The sequence below is a fragment of the Bradyrhizobium sp. Pha-3 genome (assembly GCF_042258615.1).
Lineage (GTDB): Bacteria > Pseudomonadota > Alphaproteobacteria > Rhizobiales > Xanthobacteraceae > Bradyrhizobium.
In genome coordinates this window covers 3,299,473-3,319,720 of sequence record NZ_CP170152.1, presented here as the reverse complement: position 1 = coordinate 3,319,720, position 20,248 = coordinate 3,299,473, and the positions used below count along the sequence as shown (strand labels likewise).

The 20,248-nt window shown below is 60.1% G+C and carries 17 protein-coding genes; 6 read left to right on the top strand and 11 right to left on the bottom strand.

The features are described 5' to 3' along the window. Positions 1 to 19 precede the first annotated feature (19 nt). Positions 20 to 3,103 carry an Ig-like domain-containing protein gene (locus ACE10Z_RS15500; protein WP_375788687.1) on the bottom strand — a complete coding sequence of 1,028 codons (3,084 nt, stop codon included), beginning with the start codon at positions 3,101 to 3,103 and terminating at the stop codon, positions 20 to 22. A 667-nt stretch (positions 3,104 to 3,770) separates the two neighbouring features. Here ACE10Z_RS15500 and ACE10Z_RS15495 point away from each other — a divergent pair. Next, positions 3,771 to 3,923 (top strand): hypothetical protein, encoded by a 153-nt coding sequence (locus ACE10Z_RS15495; RefSeq protein ID WP_375788686.1) that lies wholly within the window; start codon positions 3,771 to 3,773, stop codon positions 3,921 to 3,923. A gap of 336 nt (positions 3,924 to 4,259) precedes the next feature. Here the strand turns inward: ACE10Z_RS15495 and ACE10Z_RS15490 are convergent, their stop codons facing one another. Together ACE10Z_RS15490 and ACE10Z_RS15485 are read right to left on the bottom strand one after the other, a co-directional pair. Next, positions 4,260 to 4,457 (bottom strand): hypothetical protein, encoded by a 198-nt coding sequence (locus ACE10Z_RS15490; protein ID WP_375788685.1) that lies wholly within the window; start codon positions 4,455 to 4,457, stop codon positions 4,260 to 4,262. 372 nt (positions 4,458 to 4,829) lie between these two features. Further along, complete coding sequence (locus tag ACE10Z_RS15485) at positions 4,830 to 5,309, bottom strand: Crp/Fnr family transcriptional regulator (protein WP_375788684.1); 480 nt, start codon at positions 5,307 to 5,309, stop codon at positions 4,830 to 4,832. 179 nt (positions 5,310 to 5,488) lie between these two features. Between ACE10Z_RS15485 and ACE10Z_RS15480 the strand changes: the two genes are divergently transcribed. Next, positions 5,489 to 5,689, top strand: coding sequence for a hypothetical protein (locus ACE10Z_RS15480; RefSeq protein ID WP_375788683.1), 201 nt, complete (start codon positions 5,489 to 5,491; stop codon positions 5,687 to 5,689). Between the two features lie 128 nt (positions 5,690 to 5,817). Here ACE10Z_RS15480 and ACE10Z_RS15475 read toward each other — a convergent pair whose 3' ends face one another. After that, positions 5,818 to 6,345, bottom strand: coding sequence for a hypothetical protein (locus ACE10Z_RS15475; RefSeq protein ID WP_375788682.1), 528 nt, complete (start codon positions 6,343 to 6,345; stop codon positions 5,818 to 5,820). Between ACE10Z_RS15475 and ACE10Z_RS15470 the strand changes: the two genes are divergently transcribed. The 3 genes from ACE10Z_RS15470 (at position 6,326) to ACE10Z_RS15460 (ending at position 12,853) form a co-directional block, all read left to right on the top strand. Next, positions 6,326 to 7,762 (top strand): NHLP bacteriocin system secretion protein, encoded by a 1,437-nt coding sequence (locus tag ACE10Z_RS15470; protein WP_375788681.1) that lies wholly within the window; start codon positions 6,326 to 6,328, stop codon positions 7,760 to 7,762. The two genes, ACE10Z_RS15475 and ACE10Z_RS15470, sit on opposite strands and share 20 nt — an antisense overlap. A 46-nt stretch (positions 7,763 to 7,808) precedes the next feature. After that, on the top strand, positions 7,809 to 9,965 hold the full coding sequence (locus tag ACE10Z_RS15465) for an NHLP family bacteriocin export ABC transporter peptidase/permease/ATPase subunit (RefSeq protein ID WP_375788680.1): 2,157 nt from the start codon (positions 7,809 to 7,811) through the stop codon (positions 9,963 to 9,965). Positions 9,966 to 10,030: 65 nt separating this feature from the next. After that, positions 10,031 to 12,853, top strand: coding sequence for an NHLP bacteriocin export ABC transporter permease/ATPase subunit (locus ACE10Z_RS15460; protein ID WP_375788679.1), 2,823 nt, complete (start codon positions 10,031 to 10,033; stop codon positions 12,851 to 12,853). Positions 12,854 to 12,973: 120 nt separating this feature from the next. Here the strand turns inward: ACE10Z_RS15460 and ACE10Z_RS15455 are convergent, their stop codons facing one another. Beyond that, positions 12,974 to 13,150 (bottom strand): hypothetical protein, encoded by a 177-nt coding sequence (locus ACE10Z_RS15455; protein WP_375788678.1) that lies wholly within the window; start codon positions 13,148 to 13,150, stop codon positions 12,974 to 12,976. A 70-nt stretch (positions 13,151 to 13,220) separates the two neighbouring features. Beyond that, a complete protein-coding gene (locus tag ACE10Z_RS15450) occupies positions 13,221 to 13,394 on the bottom strand; it encodes a bacteriocin (protein WP_375788677.1) in 174 nt (57 codons plus the stop codon). 244 nt (positions 13,395 to 13,638) lie between these two features. Here ACE10Z_RS15450 and ACE10Z_RS15445 point away from each other — a divergent pair, with 244 nt between their 5' ends. Then, positions 13,639 to 13,848, top strand: a complete 210-nt coding sequence (locus ACE10Z_RS15445) for a hypothetical protein (protein ID WP_298362658.1) — start codon at positions 13,639 to 13,641, stop codon at positions 13,846 to 13,848. Between the two features lie 937 nt (positions 13,849 to 14,785). On the opposite strand, the gene ACE10Z_RS15440 is transcribed toward ACE10Z_RS15445, so the two are convergent. The 5 genes from ACE10Z_RS15440 to ACE10Z_RS15420 all read right to left on the bottom strand — a co-directional run bounded on the left by ACE10Z_RS15440 (position 14,786) and on the right by ACE10Z_RS15420 (position 20,054). Next, positions 14,786 to 15,553, bottom strand: a complete 768-nt coding sequence (locus ACE10Z_RS15440; protein ID WP_375788676.1) for an enoyl-CoA hydratase/isomerase family protein — start codon at positions 15,551 to 15,553, stop codon at positions 14,786 to 14,788. Next, the gene (locus ACE10Z_RS15435; protein WP_375788675.1) at positions 15,553 to 16,731 is read right to left on the bottom strand and encodes a CaiB/BaiF CoA transferase family protein; all 1,179 of its coding nucleotides are present in this window, start codon (positions 16,729 to 16,731) and stop codon (positions 15,553 to 15,555) included. The genes ACE10Z_RS15440 and ACE10Z_RS15435 overlap by 1 nt, the downstream gene beginning before the upstream one ends. After that, positions 16,728 to 17,246, bottom strand: coding sequence for a flavin reductase family protein (locus ACE10Z_RS15430; protein WP_375788674.1), 519 nt, complete (start codon positions 17,244 to 17,246; stop codon positions 16,728 to 16,730). The genes ACE10Z_RS15435 and ACE10Z_RS15430 overlap by 4 nt, the downstream gene beginning before the upstream one ends. A 33-nt stretch (positions 17,247 to 17,279) precedes the next feature. Beyond that, entirely contained in the window at positions 17,280 to 18,446 is a 1,167-nt protein-coding gene (locus ACE10Z_RS15425; protein WP_375788673.1) for an LLM class flavin-dependent oxidoreductase, read from the bottom strand. A 222-nt stretch (positions 18,447 to 18,668) separates the two neighbouring features. After that, positions 18,669 to 20,054 carry an MFS transporter gene (locus ACE10Z_RS15420; RefSeq protein ID WP_375788672.1) on the bottom strand — a complete coding sequence of 462 codons (1,386 nt, stop codon included), beginning with the start codon at positions 20,052 to 20,054 and terminating at the stop codon, positions 18,669 to 18,671. Positions 20,055 to 20,248: the final 194 nt, after the last annotated feature.

Sequence of the window (20,248 nt, the reverse complement as noted above, 5' to 3'; positions counted from 1 at the left end):
CAGCCAATTACATCGACACCTACACCGTCTGCGTTACGGTTTGCTGCCCGAAGCCATTCAACGCGAACGTCTTGTTGTAGATCGGCGGGAATGTGCCGAGTTGGACGGTCGTTCCGGCTTTGAATGCCGTGAACGAGCCGATGTGGCTGACTGATAGCGCCAGCGCGGTGATTGACGCATTCATGGTGGCACCGAGCGATGTCTTGTTTGTCAAGGTCGCTGCCGGCACCAAGCCGAGGTTGAGGTCGATCTTACCGTCGTGGTTCAAGTCGTGACTCGACGCGTCCGGAATCGTCAGCGGCGTGCCGAACGACAAGGGTTCGACCGTTCCATCCTCGAGGACCAGCGCGGGTACCAAGCCGGATGAATTGAGATCGAACTTCTGGACGACGTTCAGACCGATGCCCAGGATCAGGTCCAGCACATCGATCGACAACGGACCGACGTTGATATCGGTCACGTCGGAGCCAAGCAGGATGTTGCTTGCGATCGCGACGAGATCGCCCGAGAGGTTCACGATATCGTTGCTCGTTCCCGTACCCGAGATCGTACCGGGGTTCGGGTTGCCGCCGTTGGTGTTCACGTTGGGGAACGCGAGGGTCAGCGATCCCCCCTTTAGATCGATGGTCGTGCTCAGCTGGCTGCTTTTCAGACTGAACCCAAGGACCGGCTTGGTGAACGACCCGACGGTTACATTCACGCTGGGACCGGTACCGAAAACGGTGGCGTGTGCACCGGCCGAAAGGCCGAGATCCAACCCGAAGGTGAACGATCCACTTGGACCGTGGGCCGTGAAGTGCCCATTGCCCAGCTCCATGTCAGTCGCCATGATCTGCAGGGTGTCGGTCGTCTTGTTGTAATTGGAGTCCAATCCAACCTGGAACGGCAGCGTTGCGCTGATGTCGCCCGCCGTGATTTTCAGGTCCGCCTGCACCCCCGCCCTGAAGTGCAGATTGGCGCCCGCGCTTGCGATTGTAGTCGAGATGCCGAGTGTCCCAATCACAGCCTTTTTCGAGGTGCTGTAACTCTTGTCGATACCGAGGAACCCGGTGTTAAAGTCCTTGCTGAAGGCTGCTCCCGTATCCCAGATGCTCTGCCCGGACGTCTGGAAGTTCAGATCGTTCGATGTCTTGACGTTGTCGATCGCGATCGATTGGCTCGTGCTGTTCGAGGCGGTGACAGCGGGATTTTCGGTCTCAGCCGCCGTCGCCGTGACGCCCAGCGAATCCACAACCGAGGTGTCCGTCGGCATCAGGACGTCGATTTCGTCCTGAAAACTGCCCTGATTGGAGGAGTTGAGAGTGATTGTGTTGCCTGACAGCAATCCAAGCGTATCGGTGATCGAACTGGCGCTTGTGGTCCCGGTCAGGTTCAGCGCAATGCTTTGGATGAAGTCCGACCCCTGGTTCACGGTGCCAAAGTCGCCCGATTGAGAGGTGACTTGCAGGCGAACCTCGTTAATCGGGTCACCGGGATGCATCGGCAGGACTTTCACACTCACCGAAGGCGTGTCCGCCACCGGCGTTTCCTTGACGGTGAGCAAGGTGACGGCGTTGTTGCCGGCACCGTCGGAAGAATAGACCTGGAAAACATCCTGATCTCCGGTCGGCGTTCCGTTCACGATGTCGTCGAGGGTTGTCGGCGTATAGATGAGGCTCTGGCCGTCAGGTGCGATGCTGACCGTGCCGTATTTGGGCCCGAGCGGCCCTGGTGCGACCTGCGTGATCTTCATGTTCGCGCCACTGACCAGATTGCCGATCGGGATCGTGATCGGCGTATCCTCGAGCGTCGTCTCGGTATCGGCCGTAATGGCCTGACTTATGGTCGTGGAAGCGGTGGGCGGCGAGCCGGTGTTTTCGGTCTCGGCATTCGTTCCGGTCATCGACAGGCTGTCGTTGAACGTCGATCCGGAGGGTAATGAAACAACGAGTTCGTCCGTGAACTGTCCTGCATTGGCCGGGGCGTTGATCAGGTTGGCGGACAATAGGCCGGCGGTATCTGTGATGGTGATGCCGCTGGTGCTGGTACCGGTCAATGAAACTGCCAGACTCTTGATATAGTCCGACATTTGATCGATGGTGGCGAAGTCACCCGATGTCACTGTCACGTCGAACCGGACGGTGGTCGCTGCGTCTCCCACATGCGGCGCGGCGATCTGATCGGTCACCTTCGGCGGATCGGCAACGGGCGTGGCGTTCACCGTAACGAAGCTTGTGACTTCGCCGCCAAAACTGTCGGTCACACAGACCTGGAAAGCGTCCTGATTGCCGGTTAGAATCCCGTCGACCATGTAGTCGAGCGTCGTCGGCGTGTAGATCAGGCTTTGACCGTCCGGCGCGATGGTGACCGCACCGTACTGCGGTCCTTCTGCCCCCGAACCGATCTCGCTGATGCTCAGGGTCGCGCCGCCGTTCCTGTCGGTCGCAAGGGCACTCACCGGAATCACGATCGACGTATCTTCCAGCGTCGTCACCGTGTCGGGCGTCGCCGTCGGCGCATATGGCGCCACAGCTTCAAGTTTCTGCCCAACGCTCAGCGTCCTGATTCCGACGATGCCGGTCTCACCCGCCGGATGCAGGTCGTCAATTGACAAGTCATGAGCGCCATCGCTCAAGACGAAGCTGGCGGACTGGATATTCAGATGATCGCTACCTATGCCGGCCAACCCGAACTCCATTCCGACGTCAAACGCCGGCACCTTGGCGCCGTTCAGATTCACCCCATTCTTCAGGTTGATCACGCTGCCTGCGCCAGTCACGAACTGCGTGATCTGCGGGTCGCCACTGACAGTGAGGCTGGATAGCTTGTTGTTGGTAAGATCGAAGAAGAGCCCCGACAGGTCCGCCTTGGGCCCGAGCATGTTCACTGTGAAGTCGAGGCTGCCTCCGTCCTCAACAACCGTGACAGTCGCACCCGGCGAGCCCGGCACAGTGAACGTGATACTTCGGGGACATACCACCTCAGTTGCCGGTGGCGAGGTCGGATCGGTCGGAAGAAAAACTCCGTCTATTTTTCCGTAGAGCGCGGCTGGAAAACTGACGTCTAAGAGGTTTCCATCTGACCAATACCAGATGCCATCCTTGCTCTTGAGGACTAACGCCATCGTCGCCTCCCTCGATCACTGATGAAAATTGAATGACTACAACTGACTTCTCCTCGCGGAAGCTCCAAGAAACGGAGTCCGCGGCACTGCGCATTTCGGTCGATGGACCACAAATATTTCGGGTAAGCGTTATCAGCATTGCACAGTTGCTACGACCCCACAACACCTATCGTTTCAAGTTGTAATAAAACACCCTAGGATCGAAACAGCGAGCACGTGATCAGCGAAGAAGACAACCGACGCAAACGCGCGCTCTGACTTTCTCCGCATTGACGTGCGCCTGATCGTTCACGCGCAGCAACTTGTGTCGCCTCGCGATTGGCGGTGGCTGAGGGCCCTATGAACGGCGAGCAGGCTTTTTGCGTAGAACTTCGCCTCGTCGTGAATGACCGCGCGGCTCACATCGCCCGAGAGCGACAACTGGTCTTCCGCGACTCTTGAACCAGCCCTAGGCCAACCGGAAGCTTCCAAGCGGCCGTCGGAAAACAACCGGAGTAGTGCAAGATCGGTTGCTGGGAGTGGGTGAGCTTTCCTCACCGATCGCGTTTCACTGGAAGCTAAGTAACACGACCGCTACGACGATGCGTACTTCGCGATGATGCGAATATCAGGGCCGAAGATACCTGCAGAGCGGACACGAGAAGCGATAGCGAACTCGGACGTCGGCATGGATCGTCTCAATGCAGATCCACAGGCCCGCGCAGGCGAAATCACCGCGACACTAAGGCGAGACCTCGCCCAGGCGGATTCGCTCGGCCTGATGGAAATGCCGGCCTATATCACGGGACAATACCGAGTGACCTCGGCACTAAATTTTTGAGACCTTCAGGCACGTCGCAGCTGATGCACGAGTTCGCGAGCGGAGCGCAAAGCAATACGGAACACCCAATCAGGCCAGGCCGTTAGCAGTTCACTGGAGGCCTCATCGCTGCAACAGAGGTCGCCTGCTGCTGACGGCTTTTTCTTGATCTTTCGGTGCACACGTCGTGCACACGCGTCAGTCTAGCCTTTTGAAAAACTTGGCCTCTCGCTCCAATCCATCATGGGCAAGTTTGAGCTAACTCTGGCAAATGAGCTCCAAGGAGGCCGTATGAATATCTGAGCCGCCGGTTCGAGCGGGATGACGCTTCGGACAAAACGCCATCCCGCCGCGGGCTCACGCCGGAATGGGGGTGAAGGGAGAGTCATAGGCGACATTGCTGTGACCAATGCCAGTGGTCCGTATATTCATGCCGTCATCCAAAAGGACGGTCGGCTCCTTGTAGTCCGGCTGAAAGTGCACTTCGGTGAGCTGGCCACCGCTGACGGCGTCCAACTCGTTGTCCAGAAGAACTCGCTTGAGGCAGTTGCTCATGATCTCTCTCCGTTTGTGAGGTGGCCTCGTCGGCCGGTTTACAGTTCCACTGTCGTACTTGTGCCGCGGAAAGCGCCGGGCGTCGGGGCCATGCAGCGAAGGTCATTCGTTACACTGCGCTATTGGCTTGGACTTGTTCCCGATCTCCGATCTCTTCAGCGACACGACATCAGTAGCTCGAGGCGCCGAGGCGCTCCGTGATGCCGATCACAATTCGCAAGACCGTCCTGCGTGGTGCGCTTACCGTTCGCCGAACCGGCGACGTGATTTCCTTCGCCGAACAGCGGCCGGGGAACGTCGCAGTCGTACGATCAACGCTGTAGGCGCTGGTCGCAGTCTCTTCTCAGCCCACACGACTCACATGAGTCCGCGTCATCCACTTGCGTGGCGCATCAGCAGTTCGGCAATGCGGCTGTCGGCGCGACGGAGCCGCCGACAAAGCTCGCGATTGATGTTCTGCATCACGATCACATAGGCGTGGATGTCGGCCTTGTAGTACGTATAGAGGCTTCGGGCCGTGAGCTCGTACAATACGGCCGAGCTCTGCGCGACGACGGTCGCTGATCGGTTCTGCATTTCGATGAGCGTCATTTCGCCGAAAAAATCACCAGGTCCGAGATCCGCCATCCGAATGACGCGCCCCGAATCCCCGAGTTTGCCCACCAGGAGCTCGCCGGAATGAACAACGAACATTGAGCGCCCCGGTTCTCCTTCCGTTACGATGGTGGCGCCGACGTCGAAGCGGCGCTCGACCAGCATTGAGATCAGGAGATCGAGGCTCGCGTCTCCGAGGCCACCGAAGAAAGGTGTGGAGAGCAAGAACGCTTTCAGATCGGGCGAGCTGACAGCCATCGGCCAAATATACTCCCGCGCCCAGCGGCGGCAAGCGGACCAGGCTCTACGGGACGTGCGTACGCTCGCAATCGAACCTTGTGACGCGCATCACGGTCGATCTGAGCCAAATGACTATCGTGCTGCCCACGGATCGAGAGGGGACCGTCCTTCCCGAACACCTACATCAGGAGACAGCCATGAACCTCGAGTTTGAAATTCGCGAAATCTCGATCGAAACCCTCGATCATGTCGTCGGGGGCAAGAGCGGAGACGGCTCCGGCACGGGCACCGGTACCGGCCATGGCGGCGGCGGCCTCGTCCGAATTATCAGGCCGATCGTCGAGCCGATCGTCGACGCGCTCGGAAGCGTGCTCGGTGCACTGGGTCACATCTTCTGATCGCCGGCCATGTCGACTCTCCAATAGAGGCCGCTCCATTGGCGACCTCTTTTCTTTCCGAATCAGGAAGAATGATGCACGAGGCCGAGCTACTCCTTCAATCGCGCGATCGGCCCCGGCACGCATCTTCACAGACGTTCGCGAATGGAACTAAGGATTCCGGTCGTCGTATCGATGACCTTCAACGCCTCCTGTGCCTTTTCAAGCCCTACCGGATATCTGGCACACTGCTCGGACAATTGGACCAGCCGCTTCCTCTCGCCGATGAGAATGACGCTGGTTTTCTCAACCGCAAACTTGACGACGCCTCGCAACGGGTTGTCGTCGCCGACGTCAGTCAGGTCCTTCTCCATCGTGATCAGGTATTCGTAGCTAGCGAGTTCGTCGGAGATCTGCAGGAGCTCACGGATCGTCGAGTTGATGCAGCCAGCGTCTCCGCTCGGTACATCCGGGCGCTTTACGGCTTCGACGAGATCGTTCATCAGCCTCGCAAACAGCGGCCTCAGGCTCTCCGCCTGCTTGAGGTCGCTCTCGGACAGGACGCCGGCCCGTGAAACGGAGGACCATAGCAGGCCCACCGCAAGGCTCGCCGCAAGCATCACATGCCGTGCGTGCGCTGCAAACAGCCGCTTTGCGTTGCCGATCACCATGCGCATTCAAGCCCTGACGCCGGTTCCGCGCCGGCGTTTGTTGTTACCACGTCCGTTCTATGCGATGATCCCGGCATATTCATTCAATCAGTTGAACGCTTTGCGTGCAGATATGTCGGCCTCGGACACGCTCGGACAACCGGAGAATAGGAGGGCGACCCCCGAGCCGCAACGGGCATTTCGCGCCGCGGCAATCGACCGTGCGGCCTCTCCGGAGCAGCTTGATCATCTTGTCGTCGTCACCAGGCCCGCCGACTGGATTATCACGCTGGTGATCCTCGTTGCGGTGGCGGCCGCGTTGGTGTGGGGCATTTTCGGACGCGTGCCCTCCCGCGTCTCCGGCGAGGGAATCCTGATCAGCAATGGCGGCAACGTGGTCGACGCGGTATCCGCTGCTGCCGGCCGGCTCCAATCCGTTGCCGTCACGGTCGGCGACCACGTCGAGCTGGGTCAGCCGATCGCCCAGATCGTTCAGACCGACATCGAACAGAAGCACAAGTCGGCGGTCGAAGTGCTCCAAGAGCGCCAGCACGAATACGCCGACCTCAAATCGAAGGTAGCGAGCGAACTCGCCGCCAAGAGCCAGAACTTCGAGAAGCTGGAAGCCGCACTTGAACAGGTCATCAAGGCGACGGGCCAGCGCGTCGATTATCTTTCGGTCGACGTCAAGAACCTCGAAGGTTTGCTCGCGAAGGGCTACACGACGCGGCGCAATCTGGAGGAGCGGCGACAGGAATTGGCCGATGCGCAGCAACGCCGCCTCGACGCGCAGAACGAGATCCTGAAGCTCAGGTCGCAAAAGACGGATCTCGAGACGCAGCGCGAGCGCGAGATCCAGCAGTCCGAATTCACCCTGAACGAAGCGCGACGGCAGATGCATGCGGTCGCGGAGCAATTGAGCCAGAACACGCAGGTGCTTAGTCCGATTGAAGGGCGCGTCCTCGAGGTGAAGATCTCCCCCGGCTCCGTGCTCTCCGTCGGGATGCCGGTGGTCCAGATCGAAAGCGAAGGCAAGAAGCTCCAGGCCGTCGTCTACATCCCGGCCGAACATGGCAAGCAGATCAAGCCGGGAATGCAGGTTCATCTCGAGCCGAGCACCATCAAGCGTGAAGAGTTCGGCATGATGCTGGGTACTGTCTTGAACGTCTCCGACTTCCCGATGACGCCTCAAGGCATCAGCGCTGTGCTGCACAATGAAAGCCTGGTGTCCCGCTTCTCCCACAATGGCGCGCCGTATGCCGCCGAGGTGGCGCTTCAAGAGGATGCTTCCACTGCGACGGGCTATCGCTGGGCCGTGGGCAAGGGCCCGGACGCTCATTTGACGAGCGGGACCCTGGCGCGCGCGGAAATCACGACTCGGCGGCAACGACCGCTCGATCTGGTGATCCCCTTGATCAGGCATCTCACGGGAATTGATGGGTAGGCCCTCTCCTCACTCGGCCCGGGAAAGCCCGCAGCAGGGAAGCCGCATGCCAGAACTGTTGCGCAAGAAGGTAAAGCGGACGCCGATCATCCTGCAGATGGAGGCGGTCGAATGCGGCGCTGCGGCGCTCGCGATCATCCTCGCCTATCACGGCGCCTGGATTTCCCTGGAGCAGCTTCGCATCGCCTGCGGCGTGTCGCGGGACGGCAGCAAGGCTAGCAATATCGTCAGGGCAGCGCGCCGCTATGGCCTTGTCGCAAGGGGTTATAGCGTCGAGCCCCCGGCGCTGGCCCAGATTCCGAAGCCCTGCATCATCCACTGGAACTTCAATCACTTTGTGGTCCTGGAGGGCATCAAGGGCGGGCATGCCTACATCAACGATCCCGCGACCGGTCGCAGGCGCATCAGCATGGCCGAACTCGATCTCGCCTTCACCGGGGTCGTGTTGGCCTTCGAGTGCGGCGAAGAGTTCAAAAAGGTCGGCAGCAAGCCGAACGGGATCGGCCTGCTGCTGCGTGAGTTGCGTTACTCTCGGGTGGGGGTTGCCCTGCTGGTGATCGTAAGCATCGCGCTCGTCGTGCCAAATATCCTTGCCGCCGGCTTTTCCAAGATATTTGTCGACGACATCCTGATCCAGCACAACAATGGCTGGCTCATGCCGCTCCTGATCGGAATGGCATTGACGGCGGCCTGTCGCGCCGTGCTGGTCGCGGTTCGTCAGTCGGTCCTGCTGCGGCTGCAGGCCAAGCTCTCCGTCGTCATGACCAGCCGTTTCCTTTGGCGTCTGATGGCGCTGCCGCTGGAATTCTTCACCCAGCGCCATGCCGGCGATGTTGCGAGCCGCGTCGCGTCCAACGAGCAGGTGGCCCGGCTTTTGTCCGGCGGCGTCACGATGAACGCGCTCAGCCTGACGTCGGTGCTGCTGTTCGGTGCCGCGATGGCGGTCTACGATGTCAGCCTCACGTTGCTGTGCGCCGCGATCTCCCTCCTCAACGTGCTCCTGCTGCGCCTGGTTGCAGCACCGCGGCAAGACCTCAGCTACCGGCTCGCGGTCGAACAAGGCAAGCTCCTGGGCGCCACCGTGGGCATGGTGCGCACCATCGAGACCATCAAGGCGAGCGGCCTGGAGGACGATGCCTTCGGCAAATGGGCAGGCCTTCAGGCCAACAATTTGAATGCCGAGCAGAAGCTTGGCGTGTCGGCCATCATCCTGGACATGGTGCCGACGCTGCTCTCGGGCCTGATGGTCGCCGCGATCCTCGGCCTCGGTGGCTTGAGGGTCATCCAGGGCTCGCTGACGCTCGGTAGCCTGGTTGCGTTCCAGTCCCTGGCGGCGAACTTCTCCGAACCCTTCGCCAATCTCGTCAACTATTTCGGCGGCCTGCAGACCATCAAGGGAGCGCTCGAACGGCTCGAGGATATCTACAAATACCCCCTCCGCCCCGCGTCACTGCGCGACTCGGCCGATGATTTTCCGCCAAAACTCGCCGGCAGGGTCGAGCTTTGCAACGTCAACTTCGGCTATTCGGTCCTCGAGCCGCCGCTACTGGCCGATCTGTCGCTCGTGATACCTGCGGGATCTCGCGTGGCGCTTGTCGGCGTCTCCGGCAGCGGCAAGTCGACGCTCGGCAAGCTGATCTGCGGACTGTACGAGCCGTGGTCGGGGGAAATTCTCTTCGAACGATGGAAACTGGCGGACCTCCCGCCCGAAGAGTTCGCAAATTCCGTCTCTTATGTCGACCAGGACATCTTTCTGTTCGAGGGAAGCGCGCGAGACAATCTGACCCTTTGGGATTCGACGGTCGACGAGCGCGATCTGATCGCCGCCGCCAGGGATGCGCTGATCCATCATGATCTTGCCGCGCGCCCCGGAAACTACGACTGCCACGTCAATGAGGGCGGCAGTAATTTCAGCGGCGGTCAACGCCAGCGTATCGAGATCGCCCGAGCGCTGGTCTGCAATCCATCCATTCTCGTGCTGGATGAGGCAACCGCCGCCCTCGATCCGATCACGGAAAAGGCCATCGACGACAATTTGCGGCGCCGGGGCTGCACCTGCATCATCATCGCGCACCGGCTGAGCACGGTGCGCGACTGCGACGAAATCATCGTGCTGGAGCGTGGCCGGATCGTGGAACGCGGCACCCATGAACAACTCGTCGCACTCCAGGGCGCTTATGCAAGGCTCGTGGCAAGCGAATGAGTGACCCTCTCGCCAAGGATGAGTTTGCGACCGTAAGGCCAATTGCGGCCCCCGGCTCTCGCCGCGTGGCGATCGATCCACGCCGTCCCATTCTCCTCGACGAACGCGATCAGGTGCTGGAGGTGAGTACCGGTCACGTCGATATCTTCGCCGTCGAGACCGGGGGCGTCCGCCATCATCTGTTTCGATGTGAGGTGGGTGAGATCATCCTGGATCTGCACACCGCCTGCGAAAGATCGGCGAGCCGGCTGCAGATCGTCGCAGTCGGCGGGCCCGACGCCGAGATCATCGCGGTTTCGCGAAGCGAGATCGCCTCTTCCGACCGCATGTCCGGCTGGATTACCCAGCTGTGCATGCTCGCGGCTGGCTCGACCCGATCAGACAACAGTCCCGAATTGATCGGCGGCGAGGCGAGAGACCTGCAGCCGGGCGCGCGTAGTTGCGGCCCACGGCGGAGCATCGTCTGGGCCCGCATCGAAGCTGGCAGCGTAAAACCGCTGAACCTCGACCTCGAACTCGAAGCCGGAGATCTTCCCATCCCGCTCACGGCGGGGTTCTGGCTCGACGCGGGAGCACGCGGCTGCAGGATCGTGGCGGAGGCGACCGCGCTCGAAGCGCCGCTGGTCTGGCCCGCGATCGACCTTTTTCACGCGGTGGTTGTCGCCAGTCTGGAACGGTCGCTTGGACGCAATCTGTCGCTCGAACGGCAGCGGCTCGCCAGGCGAACCGAATTGACCCACGCGCGGACGCTCGATGCCTTCGAGCGCCTGTCCGAGGTCGTCTCCAGGCCAGCCGATCGCACCCAATTCGAACTGGATTCCGCCGATCCCCTGCTCTCCAGTTGCCGGATCGTCGCAGAGGCGCTGGGAAGCTCGATTGCACACTCCAGCCGAACCCGACCCGCAGGCCAGAGCTTCGGCGACATTCTGGAGGTCGCGCGTGCATCCCGATTGCGAATTCGCCGAGTGCAGCTGCGCGATCGCTGGTGGAAATCCGACGCCGGCCCCCTGTTGGGGTGGCATGGGCCGGAAAGCGACCCGGTCGCCCTGATCCGCGACCGGCGCGGCCGGTACATGATGGTCGATTCGAAGCAAGGACGGCGACACCCGGTCAGCCGCTCGGTCGCAAACGATTTGGCTCCGGAGGCCGTCAGCTTCTACAAGGCCCTGCCGGCACACAAGCTTCGCTATCGTGATCTGTTGTCATTCGCAACGGGAAGCCTGGCCGGCAGCATCGTCCGCATGGGGCTTGCGATCATCGCCATCGGGCTGCTGTCGCTGATACCGCCGCTCGTGACCAACCTGCTGGTCAATTCGGTGATCCCTCGCACCGAGATCGACCAGCTCGTCGTTTGCGCGGCGGCGCTCTCCGTCACCGCGATAGCCATGGCAAGCCTGCAGGGGATGCATGGAATGGTCACGCTCAGGCTCGAAGGCCTGCTCGACTACAAGCTCCAGGCTGCCCTCATCGATCGCTTGCTAAGGCTGCCCGCTCCCCTGTTTCGCGACCACACGACAGGCGATCTGGTCAACCGCTCGATGGGCATCGAGGCGGCGCGCCAGATCTTCACCGGACGTACCTTGCGGGGCTTCACGTCTGCTCTGTTCGGCCTCTTCAGCATTGGGCTCATGTTCTACTATGACCTCAGGCTCGGCAGCATCGCGCTCCTGATGATCGTGCTAAGGGCAGCGGCGATCGTCGCAACCAGCGCCGTGCGGATCTACTACGAGAGCAAGCACTTCAACCAGCAGGGCAAGGTCAGCGGGTTCGTCCTGCAACTGATCGCGGGCGTCAGCAAGCTTCGCGTGGCGAACGCCGCGGCGCGCGCGCAGGCCCGATGGTCGGGACAGTTTGCGACGCAGAAGCGCTACTTCATCGCCTCGCAACGGGCAGCCAACGTTCTGACGGTGTTCGAGACGGCCTTCCCGATGCTGGCGACGTTGAGCATTTTCGCGATCGCCTCGCGTACCAACAGTCAGCTCCTGACCAATCTCGGCGCCTTTCTTGGCTTCCTCGCCGCATTCGGGCAGACCGCGGCGGCCGTCGGCAACTGGGCCGCGAGCATGAGTGAATCGCTCGTGGCGATTCCACACCTCACCCGCATGAAGCCGATTCTCTTCACCGCGGCCGAGATAGCGGAAGATCGACGGGCGCCGGGAGATCTGTCGGGCGAGATCGAGTTTTCCGGCGTCACCTTCCGCTATATCGAGGGCGGACCGAAGATTCTCGAGGACATCACCCTACACATTCCGAGAGGGGAATACGTGGCGATTGTCGGGCCGTCGGGCAGCGGAAAATCGTCGCTGTTGCGCCTACTGCTTGGCTTCGAGCGGCCGGAAGCCGGGACCATCTTCTATGACGGCAAGGCGCTGAACACGATCGAGGTCAACGGCGTGCGCCGCCAGCTCGGGGTCGTGCTGCAGGACACCAAGCTGGCAACAGGCAGCATTTACGAAAACATCTGCGGCGGCGTCGAACTGACGCTGGACAAGGCATGGGAGGCTGCAAGGCTGGCGGCGCTCGACGCCGATATCAGGCAGATGCCGATGGGTATGCACACGCTGGTTGCTGAAGGGATCAACACGCTCTCCGGCGGGCAGCGTCAGCGCGTGTTGATCGCCCGCGCACTGGCGCGTTCTCCGCGCATCCTCCTGTTCGACGAGGCGACCAGCGCACTCGACAACCAGACCCAGGCGGTCGTGGGCACCTCGTTGCGGCAGCTGAGCATAACGCGAATTGTCATTGCCCACCGCCTCAGCACCATCCGCCATGCCGACCGCATCGTGATGTTGTCGGGCGGCAAGATCGTGCAATCCGGAGGCTATGGCGAGCTCATCAATGGAGCGGGACCGTTTGAAGAATTCGCGCGCCGGCAAATGGTCGGATAGGCTGGCTCGTGCGGTTAGGGCAATCTGATCCGGCGCACGGAGGTGCCGCGCGCCGAAGACCTTGGGCAGCAATAGGCCAGCGAGTTAAGCGCCCATGAGACCGGCGGCATCGCCAAAGCGCTAGCTGATGCTGCTGATCTTGCCGTTTACATCAAAGGTGAAAGTTATTCCCAAAACCGTGAAATTGCCACCTCGTGCGTCGATGACATCTTTGCTCACGTAGTTCGGGTCGGTTTTCATTCCGCCGCATACCGTATCGAGTTCGTCAGCGTTCAACTCCTGCAACGCGTCTTTCATGGCAGCCTCCGATTGTCTGTGACTTTGCAAAGTCGTCACCTATACGCGTCCAGCGGATGTCAACCCGCCATCAACACGTGATGTTAGCTGCCTTGATGTGTTCCCCAACCGCGCACGTCACCCACAGGTGGCCGCGGCCACCCGACACCTTGGATAGTTCTTCTTCGCTAAGCTCGGATTTGACATCATAGAATTCTTCAGTGCGGTTGATCGTTTCTTCCACGTCGGTTTTGCCGTTGCTCATGGCGTGATCCTCTTCTTTCGAATTGCATCAGTATGATGCTCTGTGCTCACGCGGATGTGGCCAAGGTCACCTTCCCGGGTCACAGGCCTCAGGAGAGTGCAGAGCCGCGATCCATTTCCGTTACGACATCTAGGCCAAGAGGTAGGTGACGGATGTCACAGTATGCCCGCCTGCGATGAGGCATATTGGCTCCGAAGTGACGGGACGCCCGGCACTCGATCCAACCACGCCCGGGAGGAATGCGATGACCACGATTAATCTTCGGAACCAGACGTCTATCGATCATTTCGAAACAGAGGTCCTCTCGCTCGAGCGACTGGAACAGGTGAGCGGCGGCCGTGGCGGCGAGGTCGTTATCATTGGCTGCACGACGCGCCCGCCCCTTGGGGGCTATCCGCCGGGCACCATCACATGGAATCCTTGGATCGGTCAGCCCTACCCGCAGCCGATCTGATCAGGGCGGGCTAACGACCCGTGGTCTTCCCTGTCCTGCACCAGCGTCGCACTCGTCCGTTAGCCGCCGCTTTGCTACAGCCTCACTCTCCAAAGCTGCGGCCTGCAGCGCAGGAGTGGCGCTTGCCACGTCCGACAAGCGATACTCGCCCTGGCTCCCCTGCCTTCGAACATTTTGATCGTGCACGTGCGCCAACCGGAGACGGATCCGCTCACTTCAGAAGGCTCGCTTACATTGGCGGTTACTAGATTTTTTTGGCTCTGCCGGTGCACACGTCGTGCACACGCCGTCTTCCAACCAATTGAAAGGCCTTGAACTCTCGCTCCAACCCATCATGGGCCAGTTTGGGCTAGCTCCAGCTACCGTTGTCCAATTCGATCCAATCAGAGATAGTGTCATCTCACCAATGACTGAACAGAAGACCGCCCTTTCCTCCCTGCCCGCGACCGATCACACCGCCGCAGGGTCGAGTAGAGGCGTCGATTGCCCGACGCCCCCCTCACAGATCCGGACGCCCAGCTTTCCCGCATCCGGCTCCGCTGACGAGTAACTTGATTCGGCCATTTGGTGACGCCAGTCGCGTACATGCCCAATCGGTATCGGGAAGACCTTCAGGATCGTGTTGAACCGCTCCCACGACCGCTTCGGCCGTTGGCTTCGTCGTAGCAGGACCCGCAGCCACGCCTTCGTTACCTGAAGACGGAAGCGACCGAGGCAGGTGCTATTGCCAGAGATGCCGAAGTAGGCGTAGTGCCCGCGCGGCACCGCAGCCAGCCACCTGTGCTGGTCGCGGAGCCGTTGGTGCATCCGTCGCTTCATCTCCTGGCGCAGCTCCTTCAGCTTGCGGATTCTCCGCTTCCTTTGGGTCTTCTGGCGGAGGAGAAAGCGTCCGTCTCTGGTTTTGCCGCAGTAGAGTCATAATCACTATGACGAGGTACTAGTCGCTGTTGCCGCGGATTGCTGCCAAACGGCCATGCCCTGCCCGATAGCAGGCGATCCGCTCATGCAGTCCCGATGGACTAAGAGATCGAACGAGATCGGCTAGATCGGCGTCATTCGTGTCAACGCCAGTAAGGCGCAGCACATTACCGGTTGCGTTGCGGGACAGCCCTTCATGCTGGATCGTCAGACGCTCGACTGTCGGAATCAGTTCCGGTTCGTCCACCAGATGGGTGAGGAGACCCACCTCAACTGCCTCTTTCGCCGACAATGTGCGGTCCTCAAGTAGGATCGCGCGCGCCCGGTCGGTTCCGACTATGTTCGTCAGCCGCCTTGTGCCGAGTGCGACGCCGAACCGAAAGCCCGGAAAGCGGAATTTCGCCCGAGGTGTCCCGATCCGGTAAGCGCACGCTGCAGCGAGATCCGCCCCGGCACCGAACGCGGCCCCGTTGAGAAGTGCAAATGAGACCACTGGCGTTGAGCTGACTGTCTGGAGCAGAAGCTCAATCCGCGCGAAGCGCAGCAGAAGATCACCTGCGCTCTCCCGTTCGATGCCCGTAAAATCAAAGCCGCCGCAGAAGACCTCTCCGTCACTGGCCAGCGCAAAGGGTTTGCCGTCGGCGACTGCATCAAGCACTGCCGCGTGCAAACCTGCGACCGTAGCGGTGTCAAGCGCATTTGCTTTCTCCGGCCGGTTGATCTTAAGCAGGCTTGGTACCCGACCAATGGCTGGACTCCTGCTGACAGAGATTGCGCTGAACGGCATTATGTCCATTCGTCGAAGACCTCTTCGTTGTGCTCGCCGAGTTGCGGCGGCGCGCGGGTGATTTCGAATGCAAACCTGGAAATGCCGATTGGAAATCCGACAGTTTCTGCCGTTGCACCATTCGGCATCGTGATCGATTGGACCCAGCCCATCTCGCGAACGTGCGGATCGGTGAGGATTTCGGCAAAGTTGTTGATCGGCGCACAGGGGATGCCCTTGGCATCGAAATCCGCCAACCAGTCGCTTGCAGTCCGGGAAGAAAATACCGGCTGGAGGATTGCGTTGAGTTGATCCTGGTTCTTCGCACGTAATGATTGAGTGGCGAAGCGGGGATCGTCTGGCAGGTCTGGCCGGCCCACGATCGCGCACGTGTCCCGCCAGAGCTTCTCGTTGCCGGCAGCGATGGTGAACGGCCTGTCGGAGCCCTCAAAACCAGCATAGGGCGCGTTGCGGGGATGGGCCGAGCCCAATCTGCGTGGCGGAACGCCGGTCCCGAAATACTCGCTCGTTTGCAAAGCGGCGATGCCCAGCAGAGAGCCGAGGATGGAGCAGTCGATGTGGGCTCCATGACCGGTGCGGCGTGCCCGCATCACTGCGGCAAGAATGACGAAAGCGGCATAAAGACCGGTCGCGAAGTCCCCGACCGGCACGCCGCACTTGACCGGCGATCCGCCAGGTTCGCCTGTGACGCTCATCATCCCGCTCATGGCCTGGACGGTGACGTCGAAGGCGCCCTTCTGAGCATAAGGGCCGGTTTGTCCATAGCCCGTGATCGAGCAGTAGACGAGCCGAGGATTGCGTGACTTAACCTCTTCATAGCCGAGACCGGCCCGAACAAGGACTCCCGGGCGAAAGTTCTCGATGAAGACGTCGGCGCTCTCGATCAAGGCGTAGAGGCGCTGTACGTCCGCCTCGCTTTTGATGTCGAGCGCGATCGACCGTTTGTTGCGATTTACCGAGGTGAAGTTGCCGCTAAATGGAGTTGCGTCGCTGTCACCCTGATGGAGCGGAGGCCACCCCCGCATGCCGTCGCCGCCATCTGGTCGCTCAACTTTGACGACATCTGCACCGAGGTCCGCGAGCAGACAACCCGTGAACGGGCCCGCGGCAATCTGGGCAAACTCCAGAACGCGGAGCCCGGCCAGCGGCTTAAGTAATGTAACCCCTTCCTCGCTCACGCAACCATCCTCTCACTTTCGAGAGCGGCGTAACCGCCCCGGTGATAAAGCAGCGGCTCGCCGCCAAAGATGTGGATGTTGTCGACTGCTCCGATGATGATGGCGTGATCTCCGCCCGAGCACACGTCGGACAACCTGCACTCGGCGGCCGCGACCACGCCCTCGATCAGAGGGCTGCCGTGAACCCCTCTTCGAAAACAGATGTTTGCGAATTTGTCGCTCTGCTTGGACGCGAAGATGCGCGATATCTCGGCTTGCTCGCGCGACAGGAAATGCAATCCGAAATGCCGGCTCGCGAGCAATGCCGCAAGTGTGTTTGACTTGTGGTCGAGACAAACAAGAAACAGTGGCGGGTCCAGCGAGAGCGAGGTCACCGCGTTGAGCGTCACGCCGTGCAGCGCGCCGTTGGGATGCGCGGTCGTGACGACAGCTACGCCTGTTGCAAAATGGCCGGCGAAATTGCGCAATTCCTTCGGTGAGATGTTGAGCGATGGGATAGCGGCAGGTTCTGTCATCTAAAGCACCTCGGATGTCGGGTCTCGCGCAGACTAAGCCGCGGCGGTGAACGTGGAGGGAAGTCGCAATCCCACCTCCTGCATCAACGGCAGCACGCGATCGCCGAAGAACTTCAGGTCGGGAATGAAATCGAAGAAGTTGATTTGGACGCCGTCGCATCCGGCTTCCTTCAATCGCCTGAACCCGTCGACCACCTGCGCCGGCGTACCCACGATGTGGACATTGCCGCCGATCGTCCATTCCTCGCGCGTGGCAGCTTTCCACGAGGTCTGATCGCCGCCGGTAAACGTCTTGTAGAACTTTTCCGCGGCAACGGGATCCTGGTGCTTAAGGATGGCCTGATATTGCGCCCATGCTTCTTCTTCCGTTTCGCGGCAGATTACGTGCGGGTTGATGAGAATGCGGACATCCCGATTTTGCGCCTTTGCCGCCTCCCTTATCTTCGCGGTATGAGCTGGAAGCGCGGCACAGGCCCTGTCTAGATTGGCGCCGGCGGGGCTCGTCACAAAGATCAGATCCGAGTGCTTCACCGCATACGCAAGACCGGCGCCAGAAGAGGACGCATTGACCAGCACGCATTTGCCACCGACCGGCTTGGGCGCGATGAAGGCATCCTTCATCTTCCAGAAGTGCCCCTCCATCGTCATGTTCTCGTCCTCTGACCATAGCCGCTTCATCATGGTGACGAATTCGTCCGCCATCACGTAGCGATCATCGTGCTCGATCGAGTCCAGCCCGAACATCTCGAATTCGCTTTTTTTGTAGCCGGTGACCATGTTGAGTCCCCAGCGTCCCCGGCTCATCTCCGAGATTGTCGCGCCGAACTTCGCCAAGTGGAGCGGGTGCCAGCCGTAGAGGATGTGCACCGTCGACACCAACAAAATCCGCTTGGTGAGCGCAGCGAGGCCCGCCGTTATCAAGAGCGGATCCGTCGCCATCTCGCGGAACTTCATCTCGCCACCGTAACCACCCTTCCCCATCCATTGGGCAAGTCCGAAGACCAGGTCGAAGCCTAGATTTTCCGCCATTACAGTGCAGCGGGCGTTGTACTCGAAAGTCCACGAAGTCTCTCGTGGAGCAAGTGAGGGGCTCCAGGCACCCGATTGGATCGGCAGAAACAACCCCAGCATCAGTGGCTGACGCTTGACGATGTCGAGCGGCGACAGTCTGGCGTTACTGTCAACGGATTTCTCTGACATGCAGTCCTCCCTCTTCTTGCCTTTGATCATTGCTGAGCTTTGCGATCGCGAAGCCATGCTGCGTTTTGACCACTCGACCTGCGTGCGATACTAGGTGACGTCACCTCGATTAAAAGCGATTGTTTTCGATGTGTTTCATTCGAAATAGTCGATGACGCCTGCATCATGAATTGCGGGCGCGGCAGAGACTGCCGCGCCCGTAAAGCCATTCCGGAGGCCAAGTTATGCTTGCGTCGACGAAGGAGCTATATTGGTGACAATGGTTGTGCGCTCTTCACGCACCCATCCTTCGTTGGTTGTGTAATCGTGCTGAGAGCGGTCGCGGAGGAATAGCGCAGACAGGAAACTGATGGCTGCAATAACGGCAAGGTACGCGCTGATCGCAGCTGATGTTCCGTACGTATGCAGCAAATATGCAGCAATCATCGGTGCAGGACCACCGGACGTAATCGACGCAAGCTGATAGCCAATCGACGATCCGGAGTAGCGCACGCTCGGTGGAAAGCTCTCCGCGATGAACGCCGCTTGTGGCGCGTACTGCATATCGTGGATCGGCAATGAAAGCAGAATCGCGAGCGCTATGAGGTACGGAATCTTGGTATCGATCATCCAGAAGTACGGGAATGCGAACACCATCATAGTGAAGGCACCGATGAGATACATGCGCCTTCGACCGATGCGATCCGAGACGTATCCGAACAATGGTGTAGTAAAAAGGGAGATAGCTGCCGCTGCCAAGACGCAGTTAAATAGGAACGGCTTTTGCACGCCTAGATGGCTCGTGCCGTAGGAAAGAAGGAATGTCGTGAACAGGACGAACGGCGCCTGTTGACCAGTCCGGATCAGACAAGTGAGGAGAATTTCTCGCCAGTACCCGCGAACGGCATCAATGATCGGCGCACGAACTATCTGCTTCTTTTCCTGCATCTGCTGGAACACCGGCGTTTCGAGGACGCCGAGCCGAATATAGAGCCCCACGGCGATAAGCGCAGCGCTGATCAGGAAGGGAACGCGCCAGCCGATCGTTTCGAACCATTCCGGAGAGCCAGCATATGAGGTAACCGTGAGCGCAGTTACCGCAAGCAGCATACCTAATGGAGATCCAAACTGCGGCCAGCTTGCGGCTAGGCCGCGCCGGCTATTGAACCTCGTCCATTCTGTCGCGACCGCGATCGCGCCCCCCCATTCTCCGCCGACGCCGATGCCTTGGAGCATGCGCAATACCGTGAGTGCTACCGCGCCCCAGATTCCGATCTGGTCATAGGTAGGGACGAGTCCGATGAGCACGGTGCTGATGCCCATCAGAAGCAGCGTCGCGACCAAGGTGCCTTTGCGCCCGATCCGATCGCCAAAATGGCCGAAGATCACGGCACCGATGGGACGGGCCGCGAAGCCAAGGAAGAATGTTGAGAAGGCAAGTAGCGTCGCGGAATAGGGATCCTGAGAAGGAAAATACAGCTTGCCGAAGATGAGTGCGGCAACGAGCCCGTACAGGTAAAAATCGTACCACTCGATCATTGTTCCCACGGTCGACGCAATGACGGCACGTCGGGCGTGTCGTGCAGAATCAATGTCGCTCAGGTGCGACCCGTTCGAACTCGAAGCCATTAAATCCTCCTTGGATTTTCCCCTATTTCGGAAGCAACGCGTTCCCCCCCATGCTTACACTGACGCGCACCGTCCCCGAGCCTTCTCGAGTTCAATGCGTCGCTCGCGGCATGGATAGCCGATGCGTTTCGCACACCGCGAAACTCAGCTTGTTTTTTTACTGGTGAAGCGCACTGGCGCCCCATCGGACACAG